Annotated in this window: 15 protein-coding genes; 8 read left to right on the forward strand and 7 right to left on the reverse strand. The window is 59.9% G+C overall.

Annotated elements, in window-relative coordinates:
- Positions 1 to 2: 2 nt before the first annotated feature.
- Complete coding sequence (locus ACR0CZ_RS16905) at positions 3 to 635, forward strand: bifunctional 4-hydroxy-2-oxoglutarate aldolase/2-dehydro-3-deoxy-phosphogluconate aldolase (protein ID WP_170397269.1); 633 nt, start codon at positions 3 to 5, stop codon at positions 633 to 635.
- A gap of 51 nt (positions 636 to 686) precedes the next feature.
- The gene (locus ACR0CZ_RS16910) at positions 687 to 1,877 is read left to right on the forward strand and encodes an aminotransferase class V-fold PLP-dependent enzyme (protein WP_170397267.1); all 1,191 of its coding nucleotides are present in this window, start codon (positions 687 to 689) and stop codon (positions 1,875 to 1,877) included.
- A 90-nt stretch (positions 1,878 to 1,967) separates the two neighbouring features.
- On the opposite strand, the gene ACR0CZ_RS16915 is transcribed toward ACR0CZ_RS16910, so the two are convergent.
- Positions 1,968 to 3,068 (reverse strand): pyridoxal phosphate-dependent aminotransferase, encoded by a 1,101-nt coding sequence (locus ACR0CZ_RS16915; protein ID WP_480537209.1) that lies wholly within the window; start codon positions 3,066 to 3,068, stop codon positions 1,968 to 1,970.
- Between the two features lie 149 nt (positions 3,069 to 3,217).
- Between ACR0CZ_RS16915 and ACR0CZ_RS16920 the strand changes: the two genes are divergently transcribed.
- A complete protein-coding gene (locus tag ACR0CZ_RS16920) occupies positions 3,218 to 4,000 on the forward strand; it encodes a crotonase/enoyl-CoA hydratase family protein (protein WP_170397265.1) in 783 nt (260 codons plus the stop codon).
- On the opposite strand, the gene ACR0CZ_RS16925 is transcribed toward ACR0CZ_RS16920, so the two are convergent.
- The 4 genes from ACR0CZ_RS16925 to ACR0CZ_RS16940 all read right to left on the reverse strand — a co-directional run bounded on the left by ACR0CZ_RS16925 (position 4,001) and on the right by ACR0CZ_RS16940 (position 9,834).
- Entirely contained in the window at positions 4,001 to 4,333 is a 333-nt protein-coding gene (locus tag ACR0CZ_RS16925; RefSeq protein ID WP_170397264.1) for a DnaJ family domain-containing protein, read from the reverse strand.
- Positions 4,334 to 4,372: 39 nt separating this feature from the next.
- A complete protein-coding gene (locus tag ACR0CZ_RS16930; protein ID WP_170397263.1) occupies positions 4,373 to 5,533 on the reverse strand; it encodes a benzoate/H(+) symporter BenE family transporter in 1,161 nt (386 codons plus the stop codon).
- Between the two features lie 146 nt (positions 5,534 to 5,679).
- Positions 5,680 to 8,841: a valine--tRNA ligase gene (locus ACR0CZ_RS16935; RefSeq protein ID WP_170397258.1), complete on the reverse strand. Its 3,162-nt coding sequence runs from the start codon at positions 8,839 to 8,841 to the stop codon at positions 5,680 to 5,682.
- Positions 8,842 to 8,934: 93 nt separating this feature from the next.
- Positions 8,935 to 9,834 (reverse strand): phytanoyl-CoA dioxygenase family protein, encoded by a 900-nt coding sequence (locus ACR0CZ_RS16940; protein WP_480537208.1) that lies wholly within the window; start codon positions 9,832 to 9,834, stop codon positions 8,935 to 8,937.
- Between the two features lie 177 nt (positions 9,835 to 10,011).
- Here ACR0CZ_RS16940 and ACR0CZ_RS16945 point away from each other — a divergent pair, with 177 nt between their 5' ends.
- The 3 genes from ACR0CZ_RS16945 (at position 10,012) to ACR0CZ_RS16955 (ending at position 14,559) form a co-directional block, all read left to right on the forward strand.
- On the forward strand, positions 10,012 to 12,303 hold the full coding sequence (locus ACR0CZ_RS16945; protein ID WP_170397246.1) for a xanthine dehydrogenase family protein molybdopterin-binding subunit: 2,292 nt from the start codon (positions 10,012 to 10,014) through the stop codon (positions 12,301 to 12,303).
- Positions 12,281 to 13,357 (forward strand): DUF2235 domain-containing protein, encoded by a 1,077-nt coding sequence (locus ACR0CZ_RS16950; RefSeq protein ID WP_170397244.1) that lies wholly within the window; start codon positions 12,281 to 12,283, stop codon positions 13,355 to 13,357. The genes ACR0CZ_RS16945 and ACR0CZ_RS16950 overlap by 23 nt, the downstream gene beginning before the upstream one ends.
- Before the next feature lie 110 nt (positions 13,358 to 13,467).
- Complete coding sequence (locus tag ACR0CZ_RS16955) at positions 13,468 to 14,559, forward strand: Hint domain-containing protein (RefSeq protein ID WP_170397242.1); 1,092 nt, start codon at positions 13,468 to 13,470, stop codon at positions 14,557 to 14,559.
- 53 nt (positions 14,560 to 14,612) lie between these two features.
- Here ACR0CZ_RS16955 and ACR0CZ_RS16960 read toward each other — a convergent pair whose 3' ends face one another.
- A complete protein-coding gene (locus ACR0CZ_RS16960; protein ID WP_170397240.1) occupies positions 14,613 to 15,182 on the reverse strand; it encodes a GcrA family cell cycle regulator in 570 nt (189 codons plus the stop codon).
- Positions 15,183 to 15,308: 126 nt separating this feature from the next.
- Here ACR0CZ_RS16960 and ACR0CZ_RS16965 point away from each other — a divergent pair, with 126 nt between their 5' ends.
- The gene (locus tag ACR0CZ_RS16965) at positions 15,309 to 16,112 is read left to right on the forward strand and encodes an ABC transporter permease (protein WP_170397238.1); all 804 of its coding nucleotides are present in this window, start codon (positions 15,309 to 15,311) and stop codon (positions 16,110 to 16,112) included.
- Here the strand turns inward: ACR0CZ_RS16965 and ACR0CZ_RS16970 are convergent.
- Positions 16,094 to 16,984, reverse strand: a complete 891-nt coding sequence (locus tag ACR0CZ_RS16970) for a DMT family transporter (RefSeq protein WP_170397236.1) — start codon at positions 16,982 to 16,984, stop codon at positions 16,094 to 16,096. The genes ACR0CZ_RS16965 and ACR0CZ_RS16970 overlap by 19 nt on opposite strands.
- Positions 16,985 to 17,278: 294 nt before the next feature.
- On the opposite strand from ACR0CZ_RS16970, the gene ACR0CZ_RS16975 reads away from it, so the two are divergent.
- On the forward strand, positions 17,279 to 18,466 hold the full coding sequence (locus ACR0CZ_RS16975; RefSeq protein ID WP_170397234.1) for an aspartate aminotransferase family protein: 1,188 nt from the start codon (positions 17,279 to 17,281) through the stop codon (positions 18,464 to 18,466).
- The last annotated feature ends 12 nt before the right edge of the window (positions 18,467 to 18,478 follow it).

An 18,478-nucleotide genomic window follows, 5' to 3' on the forward strand; every position in this document is an offset into this window, starting at 1 on the left:
CAATGTCTAAAACCCAACGCACCCGCGAGATCTGCGCGCTGGCCCCGATTGTTCCAGTCCTGGTCGTCGACGACGCGGCCCATGCGCGCCCGTTGGCCGAAGCTTTGGTCGCCGGTGGCCTCCCGGCGCTTGAAGTCACCTTGCGCACTCCCGCCGCGCTCGACGCGATCCGCGCCATGGCCAACGTCCCCGGCGGTGTTGTCGGGGCGGGTACACTGGTCACACCCGAAGATGTCCGCGCTGCCAAAGAGGCGGGCGCTCAGTTCGGCGTCTCCCCCGGTGCGACCGATGCCCTGATCGCCGCCTGCGAAGCCGAAGGACTGCCCCTTCTCCCCGGTGCGGCTACTGCAAGCGAAGCCATGGCTCTGCTGGAAAAGGGCTATGACATGCTGAAATTCTTCCCCGCCGAGGCCTCAGGAGGGGCTCCCGCCCTAAAAGCCATCGGCGCACCGCTACCGCAGATCACCTTCTGCCCAACTGGTGGCGTATCGCCGTCAAATGCCCTCGATTACCTGTCGCTGTCGAATGTTGTCTGCGCCGGCGGCAGCTGGGTCGCGCCCAAGCAGATGGTTCAAAACGGTGATTGGTCCGGGATCGAAACACTTGCCCGCGAGGCCGCCAGTCTGCTGGATTGACGCCGCAGGGCAAGACGCTAGGGTAGGCCTCAATTCAAACAGGTTGCCCTCATGACAAACCAAACCTCCCTCGCGCATGGGCGCGAGTATCTGGCCATCCCCGGCCCTTCGGTCATGCCCGATACGGTGCTGCAGGCGATGCACCGTCCGTCGCCCAATATCTATGACGGCGAATTGATCGAGATGATGCCCGCGCTCACCCGAGACTTGAAACGCGTTGCCGGAACCCAGCACAACGTCGCCATCTATATCGCCAACGGCCACGGTACATGGGAGGCTGCGCTTTCCAACGTCATCGCGCCCGGTGAAACCGTGCTTGCCCCGGCCTCTGGCCGCTTCACCCACGGTTGGGCCGAGATGGCCGAAGGAATCGGCGCCAAGGTTGACCTGATCGATTTCGGAATGTCCTCGCCCTGGGATCTTGACCGCATCGCCGAGGCCCTGCGTAACGATACCAGCCACAAGATCAAAGCGGTCCTTGCGGTCCAAGTCGATACGTCCACATCGATCCGCAACGATATCCCGGCCTTGCGAGCGTTGCTCGACGACATTGACCACCCAGCCTTGCTGATGGCTGACTGCATCGCGTCGATGGGCTGCGACCGGTTCGAGATGGATGCCTGGGGTGTCGACGTCACTGTCACGGCTTGCCAGAAAGGGCTGATGACCCCGGCGGGCACCGGCTTTGTCTTCTTCAACGACAAGGCGCAAGCCAAGCGCGCCACAATGCCCCGCGTCTCGCAGTATTGGGACTGGCAACCACGCGCCAATCCAGATCTGTTCTATCAGTATTTCAACGGCACCGCGCCAACCCACCACCTGTATGGCCTGCGCGCCGCGCTCGACCTGATCCATGGCGAAGGGATCGAACAGGTCTGGGCCCGCCACGAACACCTGGCAAAGGCCATCTGGGCCGCCTGTGAAATCTGGGCGCAAGGTGGCGCGCTGCATTTCAACGTCACCGACCCGGCCCATCGAAGCCACGCGGTCACTGCCCTACGCCTGACCGAGGGGCGGGGCACGCCGCTGCGCAGCTATACCGAAACCCAACTGGGTCTGACGCTGGGAATCGGTCTGGGAATGGAGGATTGGGACGGCTGCTTCCGCCTTGGCCACATGGGGCACGTAAACGCTCAAATGGTCATGGCCATGCTGGGTGGCGTCGAAACCGCTATGGCTGCGCTCGATATCCCCCGTGGTCAGGGCGCGCTCGAAGCCGCCGCCGCGACGCTGGCCGTATAAGCCCGATCCGCCTCTTCATCTGGCCATAAATAACTTCGGGGGAAATCGCGCTTGGGCGCGATCGGGGGCAGACAGCCCCCTTTACGAGGCTCAGGCTTTTGCCAAGGCCGTGGGAAGAGCAGCTTCAAACGCCGCCATTTCCGCCTCACCTCCGCAGCTGACCCGAATGCACCGGTTCTGGGGCGCGGCAAATGGCATCCGCACGAACACGCCTTGTTCAACGAGCGTGTCCAACACGGCCTTGGCAAACACCCCATCGCGCCCACAATCAATCGCCACAAAGTTTGTCGCAGACGGCAAAGGCACCAGACCATTCGACCGTGAAATCTCTTCGATGCGGTTCCGGGACCTGGCAATCCTTTGCTGCACATGCGTCAGCCAATCTTCATCTTTTAGCGCGGCCAATGCCCCTGCCTGCGCGGCTCGGTTCATGCCGAAATGGTTGCGCACTTTGTTGAAGCTCGCAATCAAATCGGACGAGCCGATAGCGTAGCCTACCCGCGCCCCGGCCATGCCATAAACCTTGGAAAACGTTCGCATCCGGATCACACGTGAATCATCAGCAGCGACAGGTGCAGCGGTCCCCTCGGGCGCGCATTCGACATATGCCTCGTCAAGAACCACCAAACAGCCCTCTGGCAAAGCCTCCAGAGCGGACACGATATCCTCACCTGAATGCCATGTTCCCATCGGGTTGTCCGGGTTGGCCAGATAGACCAACTTGGCGTCTACCTCCGCCGCTTTGGCGAACAGTGCCGTCGGGTCCTCGTGATCGTCGCGGTAGGGGACCTTGTGCAATACCCCACCAAACCCGGCCACGTGGTAATTGAAAGTCGGATAAGCTCCATCCGAAGTCACAACTGCATCGCCGTGACCAACCAGCAGGCGCACCAGATAGCCCAGCAACCCGTCAATGCCTTCGCCAACCACGATGTTTTCAGGCGCGACCCCATGATGTACCGCCAGCGCATGGCGTAGTTCGTAATTCTCGGGATCGCCATACATCCATATCTCGCCCGCGGCCCGTTGCATTGCATCGATGGCGCGCGGGGACGGGCCAAACACGCTTTCATTCGCACCGATCCGGGCCACGAAGGGCGCGCCACGTTGGCGCTCCCGCGTTTCGGGGCCGACAAAAGGCACGGTCGCGGGCAGCGTGAGGGCAAGCGGGGTATAACGAGGACCAGTCATGGCCGCAGATAAGCGCAACCGATCAGGCGGGGCAAGCCTTGCCAGAAGTTCAAAGGAGGCTTCGGATGCGCGGTTTGCCCTGACGTCGCTGTGGCGCTGCTGGCGTCTTGCTGGCATGTTTATACAGCAAATCACGCCCCGGAGGTCCCATGTCCCGCGTATCCGTCGAATACAAAGACCACATCGCCCATGTCACGCTGACTCGCGGCGACAAGATGAACGCGCTGGACGATGCGATGATCAAGGCGATCCTTTCGGCCGGTCAAGAGGTCGCCGCAGCCGACATCCGCGCCGTGGTGCTATCGGGGGAAGGCAAAAGCTTTTGCGCTGGGCTCGATATGGCCAGCTTTGCCAGCATGGCGCACACAGACCCAACCGAATGGCTGATGACCCGCAGCCACGAAGATGCCAACGAAATGCAGGAACTTGCCTTGATCTGGCGGCGCGTCCCGGTGCCGGTGATCTGCGCTATTCAAGGCGTCGCCTATGGCGGTGGGCTACAGATCGCGCTGGGTGCCGACATCCGCATCGCGCATCCCGAAGCCAAGCTGGCAGTGATGGAGATGAAATGGGGCATTATCCCCGACATGGGCGGCATGGTTCTGCTGCCGGAGCTCGTGCGCTCGGACGTGCTGCGCCTGCTGACCTATACCGCCCGCCCTATCGGTGCGCCACAGGCGGCAGATTGGGGGCTTGTTACCAAACTGTCGGATGATCCCCTGACCGAAGCGCTGGCGCTGGCCGAGGACATCGCGGGTAAAAGCCCGTCCGCCATCCGCGCCGCCAAACGGTTGATTGATTTGGCCGAAACCCGTGACCGTGCTGATGTGCTGTTGGCCGAATCTACCGAACAGGTCGACCTGATCGGTAAGTCGGATCAAATGGAAGTTGTCATGGCACAGATGCAGGGCCGAAAGCCCGAGTTCAAATGATCACCGCATGAATGCGCGCCGTGCATCGCGGGCCATGTTGTATCGCATCTCAAGATCAGCAATCTTTGCCATTGCGGCCCTGCGGTCCTGATTGGCAGTCAGCGCTGCAAACTCCTTGCGGGCGGCGTCGAGCTGTTTCTTGATGTCGAACTCCTCGGGCAGAACTCCGGCCTGCGCCATGATCCGATGACCCGCAGCAATGGCGGGATCGCCTTGTGCCTCGCCCGAGCGGTCGGGCAACGGGGCACCTTCGCCTTCAAGACCCTGCAGTTGGCCCTCGGCTTGCGCCTTTTTGATCTGGCGTTCAATCAGTTTTCCAAGCGATCCGAACATGCGCTCATTTTACCGCCTGAGGGGTTCTGATGAAAGGGCTCAGCGCACTCGGTTTGTTGCCAGATATGCGATACCCCCAGCCAACAGCCCCCAGACTGCCGCGCCCAACCCAAAAACCGTTATGCCAGAGGCTGTGATGGCCAGTGTCAAAATAGCCGCTTCGCGCTCGACAGGGACGTCCAGCGCGGCATGCATGGCATTGGCCAGGACCCCGATCAGGGCCACACCTGCCAGAGTGCCCATAAGCAGCGGGTCGGCATGGGCGGCAAAACTGGTGATCGCCACGGCAAAGATACCGAAGAGGCAGTAGAACACGCCACCCATGATTGCCGACCAATAACGCTGCGCCGGTTCGGGGTGGCTTTCCTCGTTGGAACACATCGCTGCGGTGATTGCGGCCAGGCAGGTTGCGGGCGCCCCGAAAGGGGCCGAAAGCATGCTTGCGCCACCGACGGATGAAAACAACCGGCCGGGAACAGGATCAAAGCCAAAGCTGCGCATCACCGCGACGCCGGGGATATTCTGTGTCGCCATCGTGACGATAAACAGCGGTACGCCGATCCCGATGGCCGACGCGACCGAGAATGATGGCATGGTCCAGATCGGAGCCGCGATCAAACGATCCGGCATCAATTGGGCATCTCCTGCGTTCAGCGACACAATGATAGCCGCCGCGACCACAGCTGCCGGAACCGCGATCAACCGATTGAAACGGCCCGCGACAAACCACGTCAGGATCACCGGCAACGCCTGCCATGGAATCTCGATCGCCGCCTTGAAGGGCACAAGGCATAGTGGCGAGAGCACGCCTGCCAGCATTGCTTGCGCCAGTGTTGTGGGAATTGCTGCTGCCAATCGTCCCAACGGCTTCCACAGCCCTGCCAGAACCGTTAATGCTCCGGCGCACAGGAACGCACCAATCGCGCCTGAAAATCCCTCGACCGGGGTGGCCGAGACGGCTAACAGAGCGGCCCCCGGAGTCGACCACGCAACGCTGATCGGCATTTTGTATCGCAGGCTGAGGACGATGGCTGCAAGCCCCATGGCAATCGCCGCACTCATCAGACCCGAGGCGGCTTCCTGCGATGAAGCTCCCATTGCGCCCAACCCTTGCAATACGATGGGAAACGAGCTGAAGAACCCGACAATGGCCACAACCAACCCGGTTGAGACGGTCTGTATCGGAGGGAAAGATCGCATCGTCAGTGCCTCGCCAGGTTGTGTCGTCGAAGTGCTAACAAGCGGGGCGTGGCGTGAACAAGGGGAAAGCTCTGAGGGTAAAGAAAAACCTCACCGCCGGTTGGGTGGTGAGGTTCGATTTCAATATATCAGCAGCAGGAAAAAGATCAGGCGATTTCAGCCAAACGGGCGAGAGCTTCGTTTAGCTTGGCTTCTTCTTCTTCGCGGGCGGCAAGGTTAGCTTTGGCTTCCGCAACAACCTCTTCCGGGGCCGATGCCACGAATTTCGGGTTGTTCAGGCGCCCGCGCAGACCGCCGAGTTCCTTGGCCAACTTGCCTTTGGCTTTTTCCAGCCGTTCCTTTTCCGCACCAATGTCGATGATGTCCGCCAGTGGCAGGCCAAAGGAGGCGCCGGGGGCGGCAATCGAGATCGTGCCCTTGGGCAGTTCATCCGCCTTGGTCAGGCTGTCGATCCGCGCCAGACGTTTGATCAGCGCTTCGTTGCGGTCCCATGCCGCTTGGCCGTGCGCGTCAATCTCAGTCACCAGCATCGGCACGTAGAGGCCAGCAGGAACCCGCATCTGTGCGCGGGCCGAGCGGGTGTTTTCGATCACCGAGATCACCCAGTTCATTTCTCGATCCGCATCCGCGTCGATCAGGTCGGCAGCGGCATAGGTCGGCCAATCTGCGTGTACGACCATTTTGGCACGCTTACCGGTCAGGCCCCACAGCTCTTCGGTGATGAAAGGCATGATCGGGTGCAGCAGAACCATGCACTGATCCAGAACCCAGCGCATGGTGGCGCGGGTCTCGGCCTGTGCCTCGGCGTCATCGCCTTGCAGCAAGGGTTTAGAGAGTTCCACGTACCAGTCGCAGACCTTGCCCCAGACAAAGGCATAAAGCCCGTTGGCCGCGTCGTTGAAACGATAGCTTTCCAGCGCCGCGTCGACCTCTTCCCGCACACGGGCGGTTTCACCGATGATCCAGCGGTTCACGGCGGCTTTGGGTTTCAGGTCAGCCACGTCCAGTTGCGGGACAGCGTCGGTGAAGACCTCATTCATCTCGGCAAAGCGGACGGCGTTCCACAGTTTGGTGCCGAAGTTACGGTAACCTGTGATGCGCTCGCGCGAAAGTTTCAGTACCCCGCCAATAGCCGCCATCGAGGCATTGGTAAAGCGCAGCGCGTCAGCACCGAATTCGTCCACGATCTCCAACGGGTCGATCACGTTGCCGGTGGTTTTGGACATCTTCTTGCCCTTCTCGTCGCGGACGAGCTGGTGCAGATACACGGTGTGGAACGGGATTTCGTTCACCACCGCCAGTTGCATCATCATCATCCGCGCGACCCAGAAGAACAGGATGTCAAAGCCGGTGATCAACACATCGGTTGGGAAATAGCGCTCTAACTCTTCGGTCTTTTCGGGCCAGCCCAGCGTGCCGATAGGCCAGAGGCCGGAAGAGAACCATGTGTCGAGCACGTCGGGGTCGCGCCAGACCGGGTAGACCAGCTTGGTCGGGTCTTGTTCGACTGCGTATTGAGCAAGGCTTTCGGCGAACTGATGGATCGCTTCCTGCTTATCGGCAACTTCGATGACCGTCGCGTGGCTCAGCGGGCTGGGTATATTGGCATTGTCGTCGAGGAATTTCTCTGTAACGGCCTCAAGGCTTGCCGCGCATTCCATGACATTGCCACGATGCAGCATGCCGCCTTCGTTCAGCAAACGACCCAATTCGACCAAATCAAGGTCGCCGTCGTTTTCGTCGTCCTTGAAATTCTCAGCCGAGAGATCGAGGCCATACCAAACCGGTATCTGATGCCCCCACCACAGCTGGCGCGAGATGCACCACGGCTCGATGTTTTCCAGCCAGTGGTAATAGGTCTTCTCGCCCGACTCGGGGATGATCTTGACAGTGCCGTCCTTGACCGCGTCCAGCGCAGGGCCGACGACCTTGGCGGCGTCGACGAACCATTGGTCGGTGAACATCGGCTCGATGACGACTTTCGAGCGGTCGCCGAAGGGCTGCATGATCGGTTTGCTTTCGACCAGCGGCACCAGCTTGTCCGCGCCTTCGTGTTCCGGCTTTAAAGCGGTCGAACCCAGACGTGGATCATCGGCGCGAGTCATGACAGCCAGACCGTCTGCAGTGATCTCCTCAACCACCTTCGCACGTGCCTCGAACCGGTCGAGACCGCGCAGATGATCAGGGATCAGGTTGATCGCGTCGATCTCGTTCTCGGTGAACTCACGCCCGCGCGCGTATTCCTGCGCCTTGTCCGCCTCTTCGGCATAAGGCGCACCATCGGCGCGCATTGCGCCTTTGGTGTCCATCAGGCGATACATTGGAATGCCGCCGCGCTTGGCGACCATATTGTCGTTGAAGTCATGTGCACCGGTGATTTTCACCGCGCCCGAGCCGAAATCTGGATCAGGGTAATCATCGGTGATGATCGGGATCTGACGGCGATGCTCTTTCGGGCCAACCGGGATTTCGCAAAGTTTTCCGACGATGGGCGCATAGCGCTCATCCGATGGGTGAACCGCAACTGCGCCGTCGCCGAGCATGGTTTCGGGGCGAGTCGTGGCGATCGAGATATAGTCGCGCTCTTCCTCCAGCACGATATTCCCGTCCTCATCTTTCTCGACGTAGGTATAGGTCTCACCGCCCGCCAGCGGATACTTGAAGTGCCACATATGGCCCGCAACTTCGATATTCTCGACTTCGAGGTCCGAGATCGCGGTTTCAAAATGTGGGTCCCAGTTGACCAGCCGCTTGCCGCGATAGATCAGGCCCTTTTCGTACATGTCGACAAAGACCTTGATCACCGCGTCGTGAAAATTCGCAGAATTTTCGTGGCCCGTGCGCGGGTCACGCGGCGCACCCGCCATGGTGAAGGCGTTGCGCGACCAATCACAGGACGAGCCCAGGCGCTTGAGCTGCTCGATGATCGTGCCGCCGTATTCTCCCTTCCATTCCCAGACCTTGTCCAGAAACGCCTCACGTCCCAGCTCACGACGTCCCGGCTGCTGGGTGTTGGCCAACATCTTTTCCACCTGCATCTGCGTGGCGATACCAGCGTGGTCCTGACCGGGCTGCCATAGCGTGTCGAACCCGCGCATCCGGTGCCAGCGGGTCAGAACATCCTGCAGCGTGTTGTTGAACGCGTGGCCCACATGCAGCGCACCCGTCACGTTCGGTGGCGGGATCATGATGGTAAAACTCTCGTCGCGCGATTTGTTCGCGCCTGCCTTGAAGGCTCCGGCCGCTTCCCAGGCCTGATAGATGCGGGCCTCGGCCTCGGCCGCGTTGAATGTCTTTTCCATCGCCATGGGATGCGTCCTGCGTCAACAATATCGGGTCAGCGCCTGCAATAGCGAATGGACGCAGGAAGGGGAAGGCCCTGCGCGGCGGTCCTGCAATGATCAGCCGGGATTTGATGGGGCGGGCGCATAAAGATCCAGCTTTTCGCTGGCCCCTTGCCCCATCGCCTTGGCCTGATCGCTGCGGATGCGCGCGTGCAGGTCCAGCGCCTCAGTAGCAAACAGCTCGGTCGGCTCAGGGATATGGATGAAATTCCCCACCCGGTCCTCGCCCCGCGCCAGAATGGCATAGTCGCGATCCGCCACTTTCTGCTGCGCATTGGGGTTGAGATAACGGATAGCCAGGCCAATTCGACGATCATCAGATACGTTCGGCCCTGACCCGTGAATGGTCAGCCCATGGTGCAGCGACATCTGGCCGGGCTGCAACTCGATATGGGTTTTGTCTTCCTCCGCGACATCGACTGCCACCTCTTGCCCACGCGACAGCAGGTTGTTGTCGGAGAACGTATCATTATGCGGCAGGATCGGGTTCTTGTGGCTGGCCTTCACGAAATCCATGCAGCCACTCTCAACCGTCGCAGGGGATAGGGCGATCCAGGCGGTCAGTTGATCCGAGGTCTCACCCATGCCCCAATAGGTCAGGTCCTGATGCATGCCCACCACTTGCGTCGTGCGCGGTTCCTTGATGAACAGCTCAGCCGACCACAACAGCAGGTCTGGGCCCAAAACGCCTTCAACAACGTCCAAAACGCGCGGGTCCAACGCGATGCGAGTGGCAAATGGCATCACCACATGCGCGTTGATGCGTTTGTACATGTTCAGGGGTAGTGGCAGTTCAGCCTCGCGCCAGCTGGCCTCGACATCTTCCAACTCGGCACGGTACCCGGCGGCTTCTGCGGCAGAGAACACGGGGATCGGAAATATAAACCCATCATCCCAATAGGCCTCGGCACTTTGGCTGTCCAATCGGCCATTCGTCAGCTTGATTTCTTTGGGCATGGAAACCTCCACTCGACTGAATTTAGGTTCAGCCTAGGCGCGGCCCAGATCGGCGCGCAACGCTGTTTCCAGACATGAATGTCGCTTTCAGACCGTGCGGAGTTAATTTTCTCAGCCACTGGACAAGGTCCTGCTTCACGCTAGGGTCGCGCATTCAGGCAGCCAGAGGATCATCCCATGGAAAAATTCGGCAAAAGCCAGCCCGTCAAACGGACCGAGGACCAGCGGTTTCTGACCGGGCAGGGGCAATACATGGACGATTCTGTGCCCGAGAATGCGCTGTTCGCAGCATTCTTTCGCAGCCCGGTGGCGCATGCCACGATCACGTCGCTGGACCTTGAAGATGCACGTACAGCGAATGGGGTGCGCTTGGTCATGACGCTGGAAGATCTGACTGCTGCCGGGATCGATACGGTGATGAACGCGACTACAGTCGCCAACCGCGACGGCAGTCAAGGCGCTGCGTCCGAGCGGAACATGCTGGCCAAGGACCGCGTGCGTTTCGTCGGAGAACCCGTTGCGGTCGTCATTGCCGACTCGTTGTTACAAGCCCGCGATGCAGCCGAATTGATCTGGATGGAAACCGAAGACCTGCCGGTCAATATGGATGTCGCTGCGGGTGGCGAACCTTTGCATCCACAAGCTCCCGACAACCGCGCCTTTGACTGGGGCTTGGGCGATGAGAAGGCTACCAATGCCGCCTTTCAGGCAGCGGCGCGCACCGTCGCGCTGAACGTGCATGACAACCGGGTCATCGTGAGCTCGATCGAACCGCGTGGCTGTCAGGCCGATTGGTCGGATGGCCGTATGCATTTCTCATATGGCGGGCAGGGTGTCTGGGGGATGAAAGCGCAACTGGCACAAAAGCTGAAACTGGACCCCGAGGCGATCCGCGTCACTACGCCAGATGTCGGCGGCGGATTTGGTATGAAGGCGATGCCTTATCCCGAATATTTCACCGTTGCTGTTGCTGCCATGAAACTGGGCCAGCCGGTGCACTGGATGTCGGACCGGTCCGAAGCGATGTTGTCCGATCACCACGGCCGCGACCTGACCTCACTGGCGGAGCTCGCCTTTGATGCCGATCACAAGATCACTGCTTACCGGGTCCACAGCAAGATCAACCTTGGCGCTTATAACAGCCATTTCGCGCAGGCGATCCAGACCAGCCTGTTCAGTAAGGTTTTGATGGGTGTCTACGATGTTCAGACCACCTACTTGCGGGTCGAAGGATTCTTCACCAACACCACGCAGGTCGACGCCTATCGCGGTGCCGGGCGACCCGAGGCGATCTATGTGCTGGAACGCGTCATGGACCGTGCTGCGCGTGAGTTGGGGATTGATCCGTGGGAGTTGCGGCGCAAGAATTTCATCCGACCCGAAGCCTTCCCCTATAAGACCGCAACCGGCGAAACCTATGATGTGGGTGAGTTCAACATGGTCCTCAGCCGCGCCGCCGAACAGACTACGGGCTTTGAGGCCCGCAAAGCGGCGGATGCGGAAAACGGCCTGATCCGGGGGCAGGGGCTTTGTTACTATATCGAAAGTATTTTGGGAGACCCTTCCGAAGGCGCGAAGATCGAGTTTTGCGAGGACGGAACGGTGAACCTCTATGTCGGCACTCAGTCCAATGGGCAAGGGCACGAGACCGTCTATGCCCAGTTCCTATCGGACCAGACAGGGATTCCTTCGCACCTGATCAATGTTGTGCAAGGCGACACGGACAGGCTGGCGCAGGGCGGCGGGACTGGCGGTTCACGCTCGGTCACGACCCAAAGCAACGCGACACTGGTCACAGTTGATACGATGATCGCCGCATTCACGCCCTATCTTGCGGATAAGATGGGGGTCGAGGAAAGCGATGTGACCTTCGACCATGAAACCTTCCGCGCGCCGGGGTCCAACCTGACCCCCACGCTGACCGAGGCGGCCGAGATGGCGCGCGCTGACGGGCGCACCGATCTGTTGCAGCACGAAGCCCGCGCTACGCTAGATGCACGCAGCTATCCCAATGGTGCACATGTTGCCGAAGTCGTTATCGATTCTTTCACTGGTGAAACATGGGTCGACCGCTACACGGTGGTGGATGATTTCGGCAATCTTATCAACCCGATGCTGGCCGAGGGGCAGGTGCATGGCGGGGTAGTGCAGGGTATCGGCCAAGCACTGACCGAGCATGTTGTTCATGATGCCGAGGGGCAACTGCTCACGGCTTCGTTCATGGACTACGCCTTGCCCCGCGCTGCTGAGATACCCATGATAGAGTTTACCTCGGCGCCGGTTCCGTCAACCGCCAACCCGATGGGGATGAAAGGCTGTGGTGAGGCAGGCACCGTGGGCGCACTGGCCGCAGTGGCGAACGCGGTACAGGATGCGCTCTGGGATCACGGGGTGCGGCAGGCGGATATGCCTTTCACACCTCACAAAGTTTGGGAATTGTTGACGCATGGTTCTGTCGCGGCTGAGTAGAAAGGTACTGGGATGGCTCGGACGGCCTCTGCGGTCCGAGCACTCGGCCGAAACGCGCCACCGCGAACCTGTCAGCCATGTCATCATTCTTGACGGCACCATGTCGACGCTGGAAGCAGGGCGGGAAACCCACGCGGGCCAGACCCTGCGCCTGTGCTGCGAGATGGGCAGCCAGGTTTCGGTTTTCTACGAATCCGGCGTGCAGTGGGAAAGCTGGAAGTCGACTATGGACGTGATGATGGGGCGGGGTATCAACCGTCAGATTCGTCGGGCCTATGGTTATTTGGCTTCGCGTTACAAACCCGGTGATAAGATCTTTTTCATCGGCTATTCACGCGGCGCATACGGGGTCCGCAGCCTTGCGGGCGTGATCGATGCTATCGGGTTGCTCAAGGCCGAACACGCCACTGTCCGCAATATCAAACAGGCCTATCGACACTATGAATGTAACGCCAATGGCGAAGCGGCGGCGGTCTTTCGTCGGGAGTTCTGTCACGAGGATGTCGCCATCGAGATGGTCGGCGTCTGGGACACGGTCAAGGCGCTGGGCCTGCGCCTGCCGCTGCTCTGGCGCTGGGCCGAGGAACGCCATGCCTTCCACAACCACCAGCTTGGCCCTGCCACCCGCCACGGCTATCACGCCATGGCGCTGGACGAGACCCGCGAGGTGTTCGAGCCGGTGCTGTGGAAATGCACGCCTGACTTCAAAGGCCATATCGAGCAGGTTTGGTTCCGCGGCACCCACGGCGATGTTGGCGGCCAGCTGAACGGGTTCGAAGAGGCCCGCCCCCTCAGCAACATCTCCCTGATCTGGATGCTGGACAAGGCCGAGCTGCACGGCCTGCCATTGCCCGAGGGCTGGCGCGACCGTTTCCCTACCGATCCGCATGCGCAATCCGTGGGCACCTGGCGTGGCTGGGGTAAGATTTTCCTGCTGCGCAAGCATCGCAAAGTAGGGCGTGACCGGTCAGAGAAGCTGCATGTCTCGGTTTCGCCCGAGGAATTGCCCCGATGGGTGCCGATGCCAAATCTGCCTTCGCATCCGGCGCAGTGACAGAAGCAACAGCTTGCCTTCCTACGAAAGATGTATCAACAGCAGCCACAGCATTTCTGTCCCGTCAGTGCCGGGTGGACGTCTTAGCATCATCGAAAGACATGTGATTTATGCCGGATCCATACTTTTCTGAGCTCAAATACTTAGGTGGCCCGACCCTGGATTTTATCGAGGTCGCGGTTGACGCTGGTACGGATGTCTCGGGGTTGGTCGTGACGATCTATTTGAGCAATGGCTCGATCCGAACCACCAATACTCTGGCCGGTATCACGCCGACAACGGTTGCCGGTCGCGATATCTATGTCATCGACACGACAAGTTCCGGGACATTTAACGGATTGGGTAAAACCAATGGTATCTCGCTTTCCGAAGGGACAACGGTTTATCAGTTTAATTCTTTCAGCGATCCTCCAAGTCCCGGCCCGATCACTGCGAACACTGGCCCGGCCAACGGTATGCAATCGACAGTCATCGGGCAGGCCGGCGCTGGCGATTCCCTGGTCTCGACCGACAATGGCGGCACATATACAGTCAATACCGATCCCACCCCGGGCAGCATCCCCTGTCTGACTGCGGGAACACTCGTATCCACTGATTTGGGTCCGGTGCCGGTAGAAGATCTGAAGCCTGGCCAGCTGCTTTTGCTGGCGCGGGGTGGCAACCAGCCTTTGCTGCAGATCATGCGCCGTTCACTCACTGCGCGCGAGTTGCGCCGCAATCCGAAACTCTATCCAGTGCGAATTTGCGCGGGCGCACTTGGACAAGGCCTGCCCCGACGTGATCTGCTTGTCTCGCGTCAGCATCGCATGCTGGTGTCCTCGGCGATTGTGAAACGCATGTTCGGTCGTTCTGAGGTTCTGGTCGCCGCGATAAGGCTGACCGATCTGCCGGGGATTTATGTCGATGAAACCGTAGACAGCGTCACGTATTTCCATCTGGTCCTGGCGACGCACGAAGTGATTATCGCCGAGGGTGCCCCGACCGAGAGCTTGCTGATGGGACAGGAAGCGTTGAATTCACTCCCTCCTGCAATGGTCGAGGAACTTACTGTATTGTTTTCGGGCATTTCGACCGGGGGCCTCTCGGATACCAGTTATCTGGTGCCGGACAACGCGCGTCAGAAACAGCTGTTGTCGCGCCACGCTCAACACGCCCGATCATTGCTATCCGACTATACGGAAAGCACCCGTTCTGCAGACTAATGTTGATAGGGCGTTGGCCAACCAAGGCCAACCCCCGCTGTCATGTCTAAGAATTACCGCCGACGATCTCTGCGCGAGCTCATCGGCTGGAACGCCACGCCCACATGCGCTTCGCAATAGGGTTTGCCTGCCTCGACGGGCAGGCCGCAGAACCAGAAATCCTCGGTCGCGGGGTCGCCGACAGGCCATTTGCAGGTCTTTTCGGTCAGCTCCATCAAAGACAGCTTCTTGGCCTTCTTTTCAATCTCGTTGACCTTGGCCAAAGCCTCGGGGCTGATCTCATTGGCCGACGGTTGCGGAGGCAGCGGCTGGCCGGCGGGTATGATCTGGCGACGGGCCGGGGTGACCGGTTTGGCCTCGGGGGCTGGCACCGGACGGGCCGGTTCAGTCTTGGGTGTCGGTTTCGGTTTGGCCTCGGCCTTGGGCGCGGGGGCCGGTTTTTCCTTAGGCTCGGCCTTTGCCGGGCTTGCACCGGTGGCGCGATTCGACAGACCCAGACGGTGCACCTTGCCGATCACCGCATTGCGGGTCACGCCGCCCAGTTCCTTGGCGATCTGGCTGGCCGACTGGCCCTCGCCCCACATCTTTTTCAGCAGCTCTACACGCTCGTCAGTCCAGGACATCATTTGCCTTTCAAAAGCGGAAAGCGGCCCCGGATTCGGGCCGCCTTGGGAAATCATCTCAGCGCCCTATTCTAAACACTGCGGCCCGAGTTACAAGCGGTCTTCGAATCAGGTATGGGGCAGAGCATGCATAATCTCATGGATCACGACGCACGCCGCTTTGGCGCGGTGAATTGGATGGGCCTCTATACACTGGCGCAGCGCGAAACCCTGCGCTTTCTGGCCGTGTGGACGCAGACCCTGCTGGCACCGCTGGTGACGGCAGGCCTGTTCCTGCTGATCTTCAACATTGCCATTGGTCCCAGCCGACCGGATGTGATGGGGGTGCCGTTTCTGACCTTTCTGGCACCGGGCATCATGATGATGACCGTGATTCAGAACGCCTTTGCCAATACATCGTCATCGATGGTGATCGCCAAGGTTCAGGGCAATATCGTCGATACGCTGATGCCGCCTCTATCGCCGCTGGAAATCCTGTTGGGTTATCTGGCCGGAGGCATCGCCCGCGGTATCCTGATCGCCCTTGTTGTTGCAATCGCTCTGGCGTTGGTTCTGGGCATCGTGCCGCAGAACCCGCTGATCGCACTGATATTCGTGGTTCTGGGCGGCGCGTTCATGGGAGCGCTTGGGCTTTTTGCCGGGATTTTTGCCAACAAGTTCGACCAGATGGCGGCGATCACCAATTTCATCGTCACGCCTTTGGCTTTCTTGTCCGGCACTTTCTATTCTGTGCAGGCGCTACCGCCAGTGCTCAATCGGCTAAGCCATGCGAACCCGGTCTTCTATCTGATTGACGGGTTGCGCTATGGGATGATCGGCGTGTCCGACAGCTCTCCTTGGTTGGGCATGGCGATCTGCGCCAGCGCGACATTGTTGGTTGGAGGATTGACCTGGCAGATGTTGCGCACCGGCTACCGGCTCAAGGCCTGACGGTGTATCGCCTCGCGCCAGACCAGAATCAGACCTCCGGTCAGGATGATGGCCGAGCCGATCAGGCTGATCCCATCCGGTATCACCTTGAATACCGCGAAATCGTAGAAGGCAGCGAAGATCAGGGTAGCGTAGCTGATCGGAGCCACAAAAGAGGCATCCGCCCGCGCCATTCCGTTGACGAAACAAGCCTGCGCACAGGCCATTAGCACACCAATCGAGGCCAGCGCCGCCCATTGCTGAGGCGTCGGCATCTGGAAAACGAAACTTACCGCGACCGTCGCAATGGTCAGACCCATCGCATTGTTGATCAGAAGAATCTGGATTGGTATTTCTCGGCCCGAGAGCTTTTTGATAAAGATCAGTTCCATCCCAATTATCACTGCTGCGGTCAGGGCCAGTAATGCAGCGGGTTGAAAGCTAGCGGGCGTCGGACGCAACAGAACCAAGGCACCGATCAAGGCCACGATGGCGGCCAACCAGCGCCACGGGCCGACACCTTCTTTCAGCAGCGGGATCGCCAACATCATGGCAAAGACCGGGTTCAGGAACGAGATAGCCGTCGCATCCGCAATCGGTATGAAAGCAACGGATGCAAACATCAGCGTGATCCCCAGCCAGCCGAAGCTTGTCCGTCCTATATGCAGACCCCAATGCGGGCGGCTCAGGCGGGGGCGCATGATGCCGACGGCTGTCACGATTACCAGAAAGGCAAACAGAAACCGTCCATGGCTGATCTGCATCGGATGCAGGGCAGGGCCAAGCACATCCGTCCCCAGTGCTTTCGCCAGCAATGTGGTCCCTGCGAGAAGGGCGCTGGCCGCAAGGATCAGCAGGGCCGCAAGGGCAGGATTCTGACGTATCGGTGTCATGGTTCAGCCGTGCGCCAGCGTCGGGTAAATGACAAGCGGTAAATCCCGGTCTCAGAATGATTTTTGCCCCGATCGCAAAAACGGGGTTTTCAGACCCGGTGCGCCCCGCTATATGGCTTCACATGATCAATACCGCACATATCCTGCGCCTCCGACGCCGACGCCTGACCGCATAATCGGCCCGTTTGATCCATTTGCGCTGTCCAAATCCGCGCAAACCCCACCAAATCAGTTGACGACCATGGCCCCAGTGTATCACTCACAGGGCTCAAGCTATTCGAAAAGGATGATCCGATGATCCCGTCCGTTCTGCCGACCTATAACCGCGCGCCCCTGACATTCGTGAAGGGCGAAGGCGCCTGGCTGACCGAGGCGGATGGCCGACGTTTTCTGGATCTGGGCGCGGGCATAGCGGTAAACGCGCTGGGTCATGCGCATCCGGCGCTGGTGGCGGCCCTGACGGAACAGGCGCATGCGCTGTGGCATGTTTCAAACCTCTATAACATCCCGCAACAGCAGGCACTGGCGGACAAGCTGGTGGAACACACCTTTGCCGATACGGTGTTCTTCACCAATTCGGGCACCGAATCCTGCGAATTGGCCGTCAAAATGGCCCGCAAGTATTTCTATGACAAAGGTCAGCCCGAGAAGGTCGAGATCATCACTTTCGACGGCTCATTCCATGGCCGGTCATCGGCGGGTATCGCCGCCGCCGGGTCAGAGAAAATGACCAAAGGTTTCGGCCCGCTGCTGCCAGGCTTTGTCCATCTGACATTCGGAGACCTCGACGGTGTCACCAACGCCATCACCGACAACACGGCGGCCATCCTGATCGAACCGGTTCAGGGCGAAGGCGGCATCCGCCCCGTTCCGGATGCAGAGCTGAAAGCCCTGCGCCAGATTTGCGATGATAACGGCCTTTTGCTGATCCTCGATGAGGTCCAATGCGGCGTGGGGCGGACCGGCAAACTCTTTGCCCATGAATGGGCCGGCATCACGCCGGATATCATGATGGTCGCCAAAGGCATCGGCGGCGGTTTTCCTCTGGGTGCGGTTCTGGCCACCGAAGAGGCCGGCAGCGGCATGACGGCAGGCACCCACGGCTCGACCTATGGCGGCAACCCCTTGGGCTGTGCCGTTGGCTGCGCGGTGATTGATCAGGTCGCTACTCCGGCCTTCCTCGAAGGTGTGAATCGCAAGGCAGGCCTGCTGCGTCAGAAGCTCGAAGGCCTGATCGCGGACCACCCCGAAGTATTCGAGGAGGTGCGCGGCTCAGGCCTGATGCTAGGCCTGAAATGCAAGCCCACCAATATCGACGTGGTCAACGCTGGCTATGACAACGAGGTCATAACGGTTCCCGCCGCAGATAACGTGATCCGCCTGCTGCCGCCGCTGACCCTCACCGAGGATGACATCGCACAAGCCCTGATCCGCCTCGAGAAAACTGCGGCACAAGTCGAAAACGCAATGGCTTCGGCCTGAACTCGCCTGATT

Source organism: Ruegeria sp. H9, from assembly GCF_056532915.1.

What these genes read in the sequence shown, in the direction of transcription:
- ACR0CZ_RS16935 (WP_170397258.1), bottom strand. Translation starts at nt 8,841, where the DNA reads ATGGCGATGGAAAAGACATTCAACGCGGCCGAGGCCGAGGCCCGCATC.
- ACR0CZ_RS16940 (WP_480537208.1), bottom strand. Translation starts at nt 9,834, where the DNA reads ATGCCCAAAGAAATCAAGCTGACGAATGGCCGATTGGACAGCCAAAGT.
- ACR0CZ_RS16910 (WP_170397267.1), top strand. Translation starts at nt 687, where the DNA reads ATGACAAACCAAACCTCCCTCGCGCATGGGCGCGAGTATCTGGCCATC.
- ACR0CZ_RS16960 (WP_170397240.1), bottom strand. Translation starts at nt 15,182, where the DNA reads ATGTCCTGGACTGACGAGCGTGTAGAGCTGCTGAAAAAGATGTGGGGC.
- ACR0CZ_RS16945 (WP_170397246.1), top strand. Translation starts at nt 10,012, where the DNA reads ATGGAAAAATTCGGCAAAAGCCAGCCCGTCAAACGGACCGAGGACCAG.
- ACR0CZ_RS16930 (WP_170397263.1), bottom strand. Translation starts at nt 5,533, where the DNA reads ATGCGATCTTTCCCTCCGATACAGACCGTCTCAACCGGGTTGGTTGTG.
- ACR0CZ_RS16965 (WP_170397238.1), top strand. Translation starts at nt 15,309, where the DNA reads ATGCATAATCTCATGGATCACGACGCACGCCGCTTTGGCGCGGTGAAT.
- ACR0CZ_RS16975 (WP_170397234.1), top strand. Translation starts at nt 17,279, where the DNA reads ATGATCCCGTCCGTTCTGCCGACCTATAACCGCGCGCCCCTGACATTC.
- ACR0CZ_RS16920 (WP_170397265.1), top strand. Translation starts at nt 3,218, where the DNA reads ATGTCCCGCGTATCCGTCGAATACAAAGACCACATCGCCCATGTCACG.
- ACR0CZ_RS16970 (WP_170397236.1), bottom strand. Translation starts at nt 16,984, where the DNA reads ATGACACCGATACGTCAGAATCCTGCCCTTGCGGCCCTGCTGATCCTT.
- ACR0CZ_RS16950 (WP_170397244.1), top strand. Translation starts at nt 12,281, where the DNA reads ATGGTTCTGTCGCGGCTGAGTAGAAAGGTACTGGGATGGCTCGGACGG.
- ACR0CZ_RS16955 (WP_170397242.1), top strand. Translation starts at nt 13,468, where the DNA reads ATGCCGGATCCATACTTTTCTGAGCTCAAATACTTAGGTGGCCCGACC.
- ACR0CZ_RS16905 (WP_170397269.1), top strand. Translation starts at nt 3, where the DNA reads ATGTCTAAAACCCAACGCACCCGCGAGATCTGCGCGCTGGCCCCGATT.
- ACR0CZ_RS16925 (WP_170397264.1), bottom strand. Translation starts at nt 4,333, where the DNA reads ATGTTCGGATCGCTTGGAAAACTGATTGAACGCCAGATCAAAAAGGCG.
- ACR0CZ_RS16915 (WP_480537209.1), bottom strand. Translation starts at nt 3,068, where the DNA reads ATGACTGGTCCTCGTTATACCCCGCTTGCCCTCACGCTGCCCGCGACC.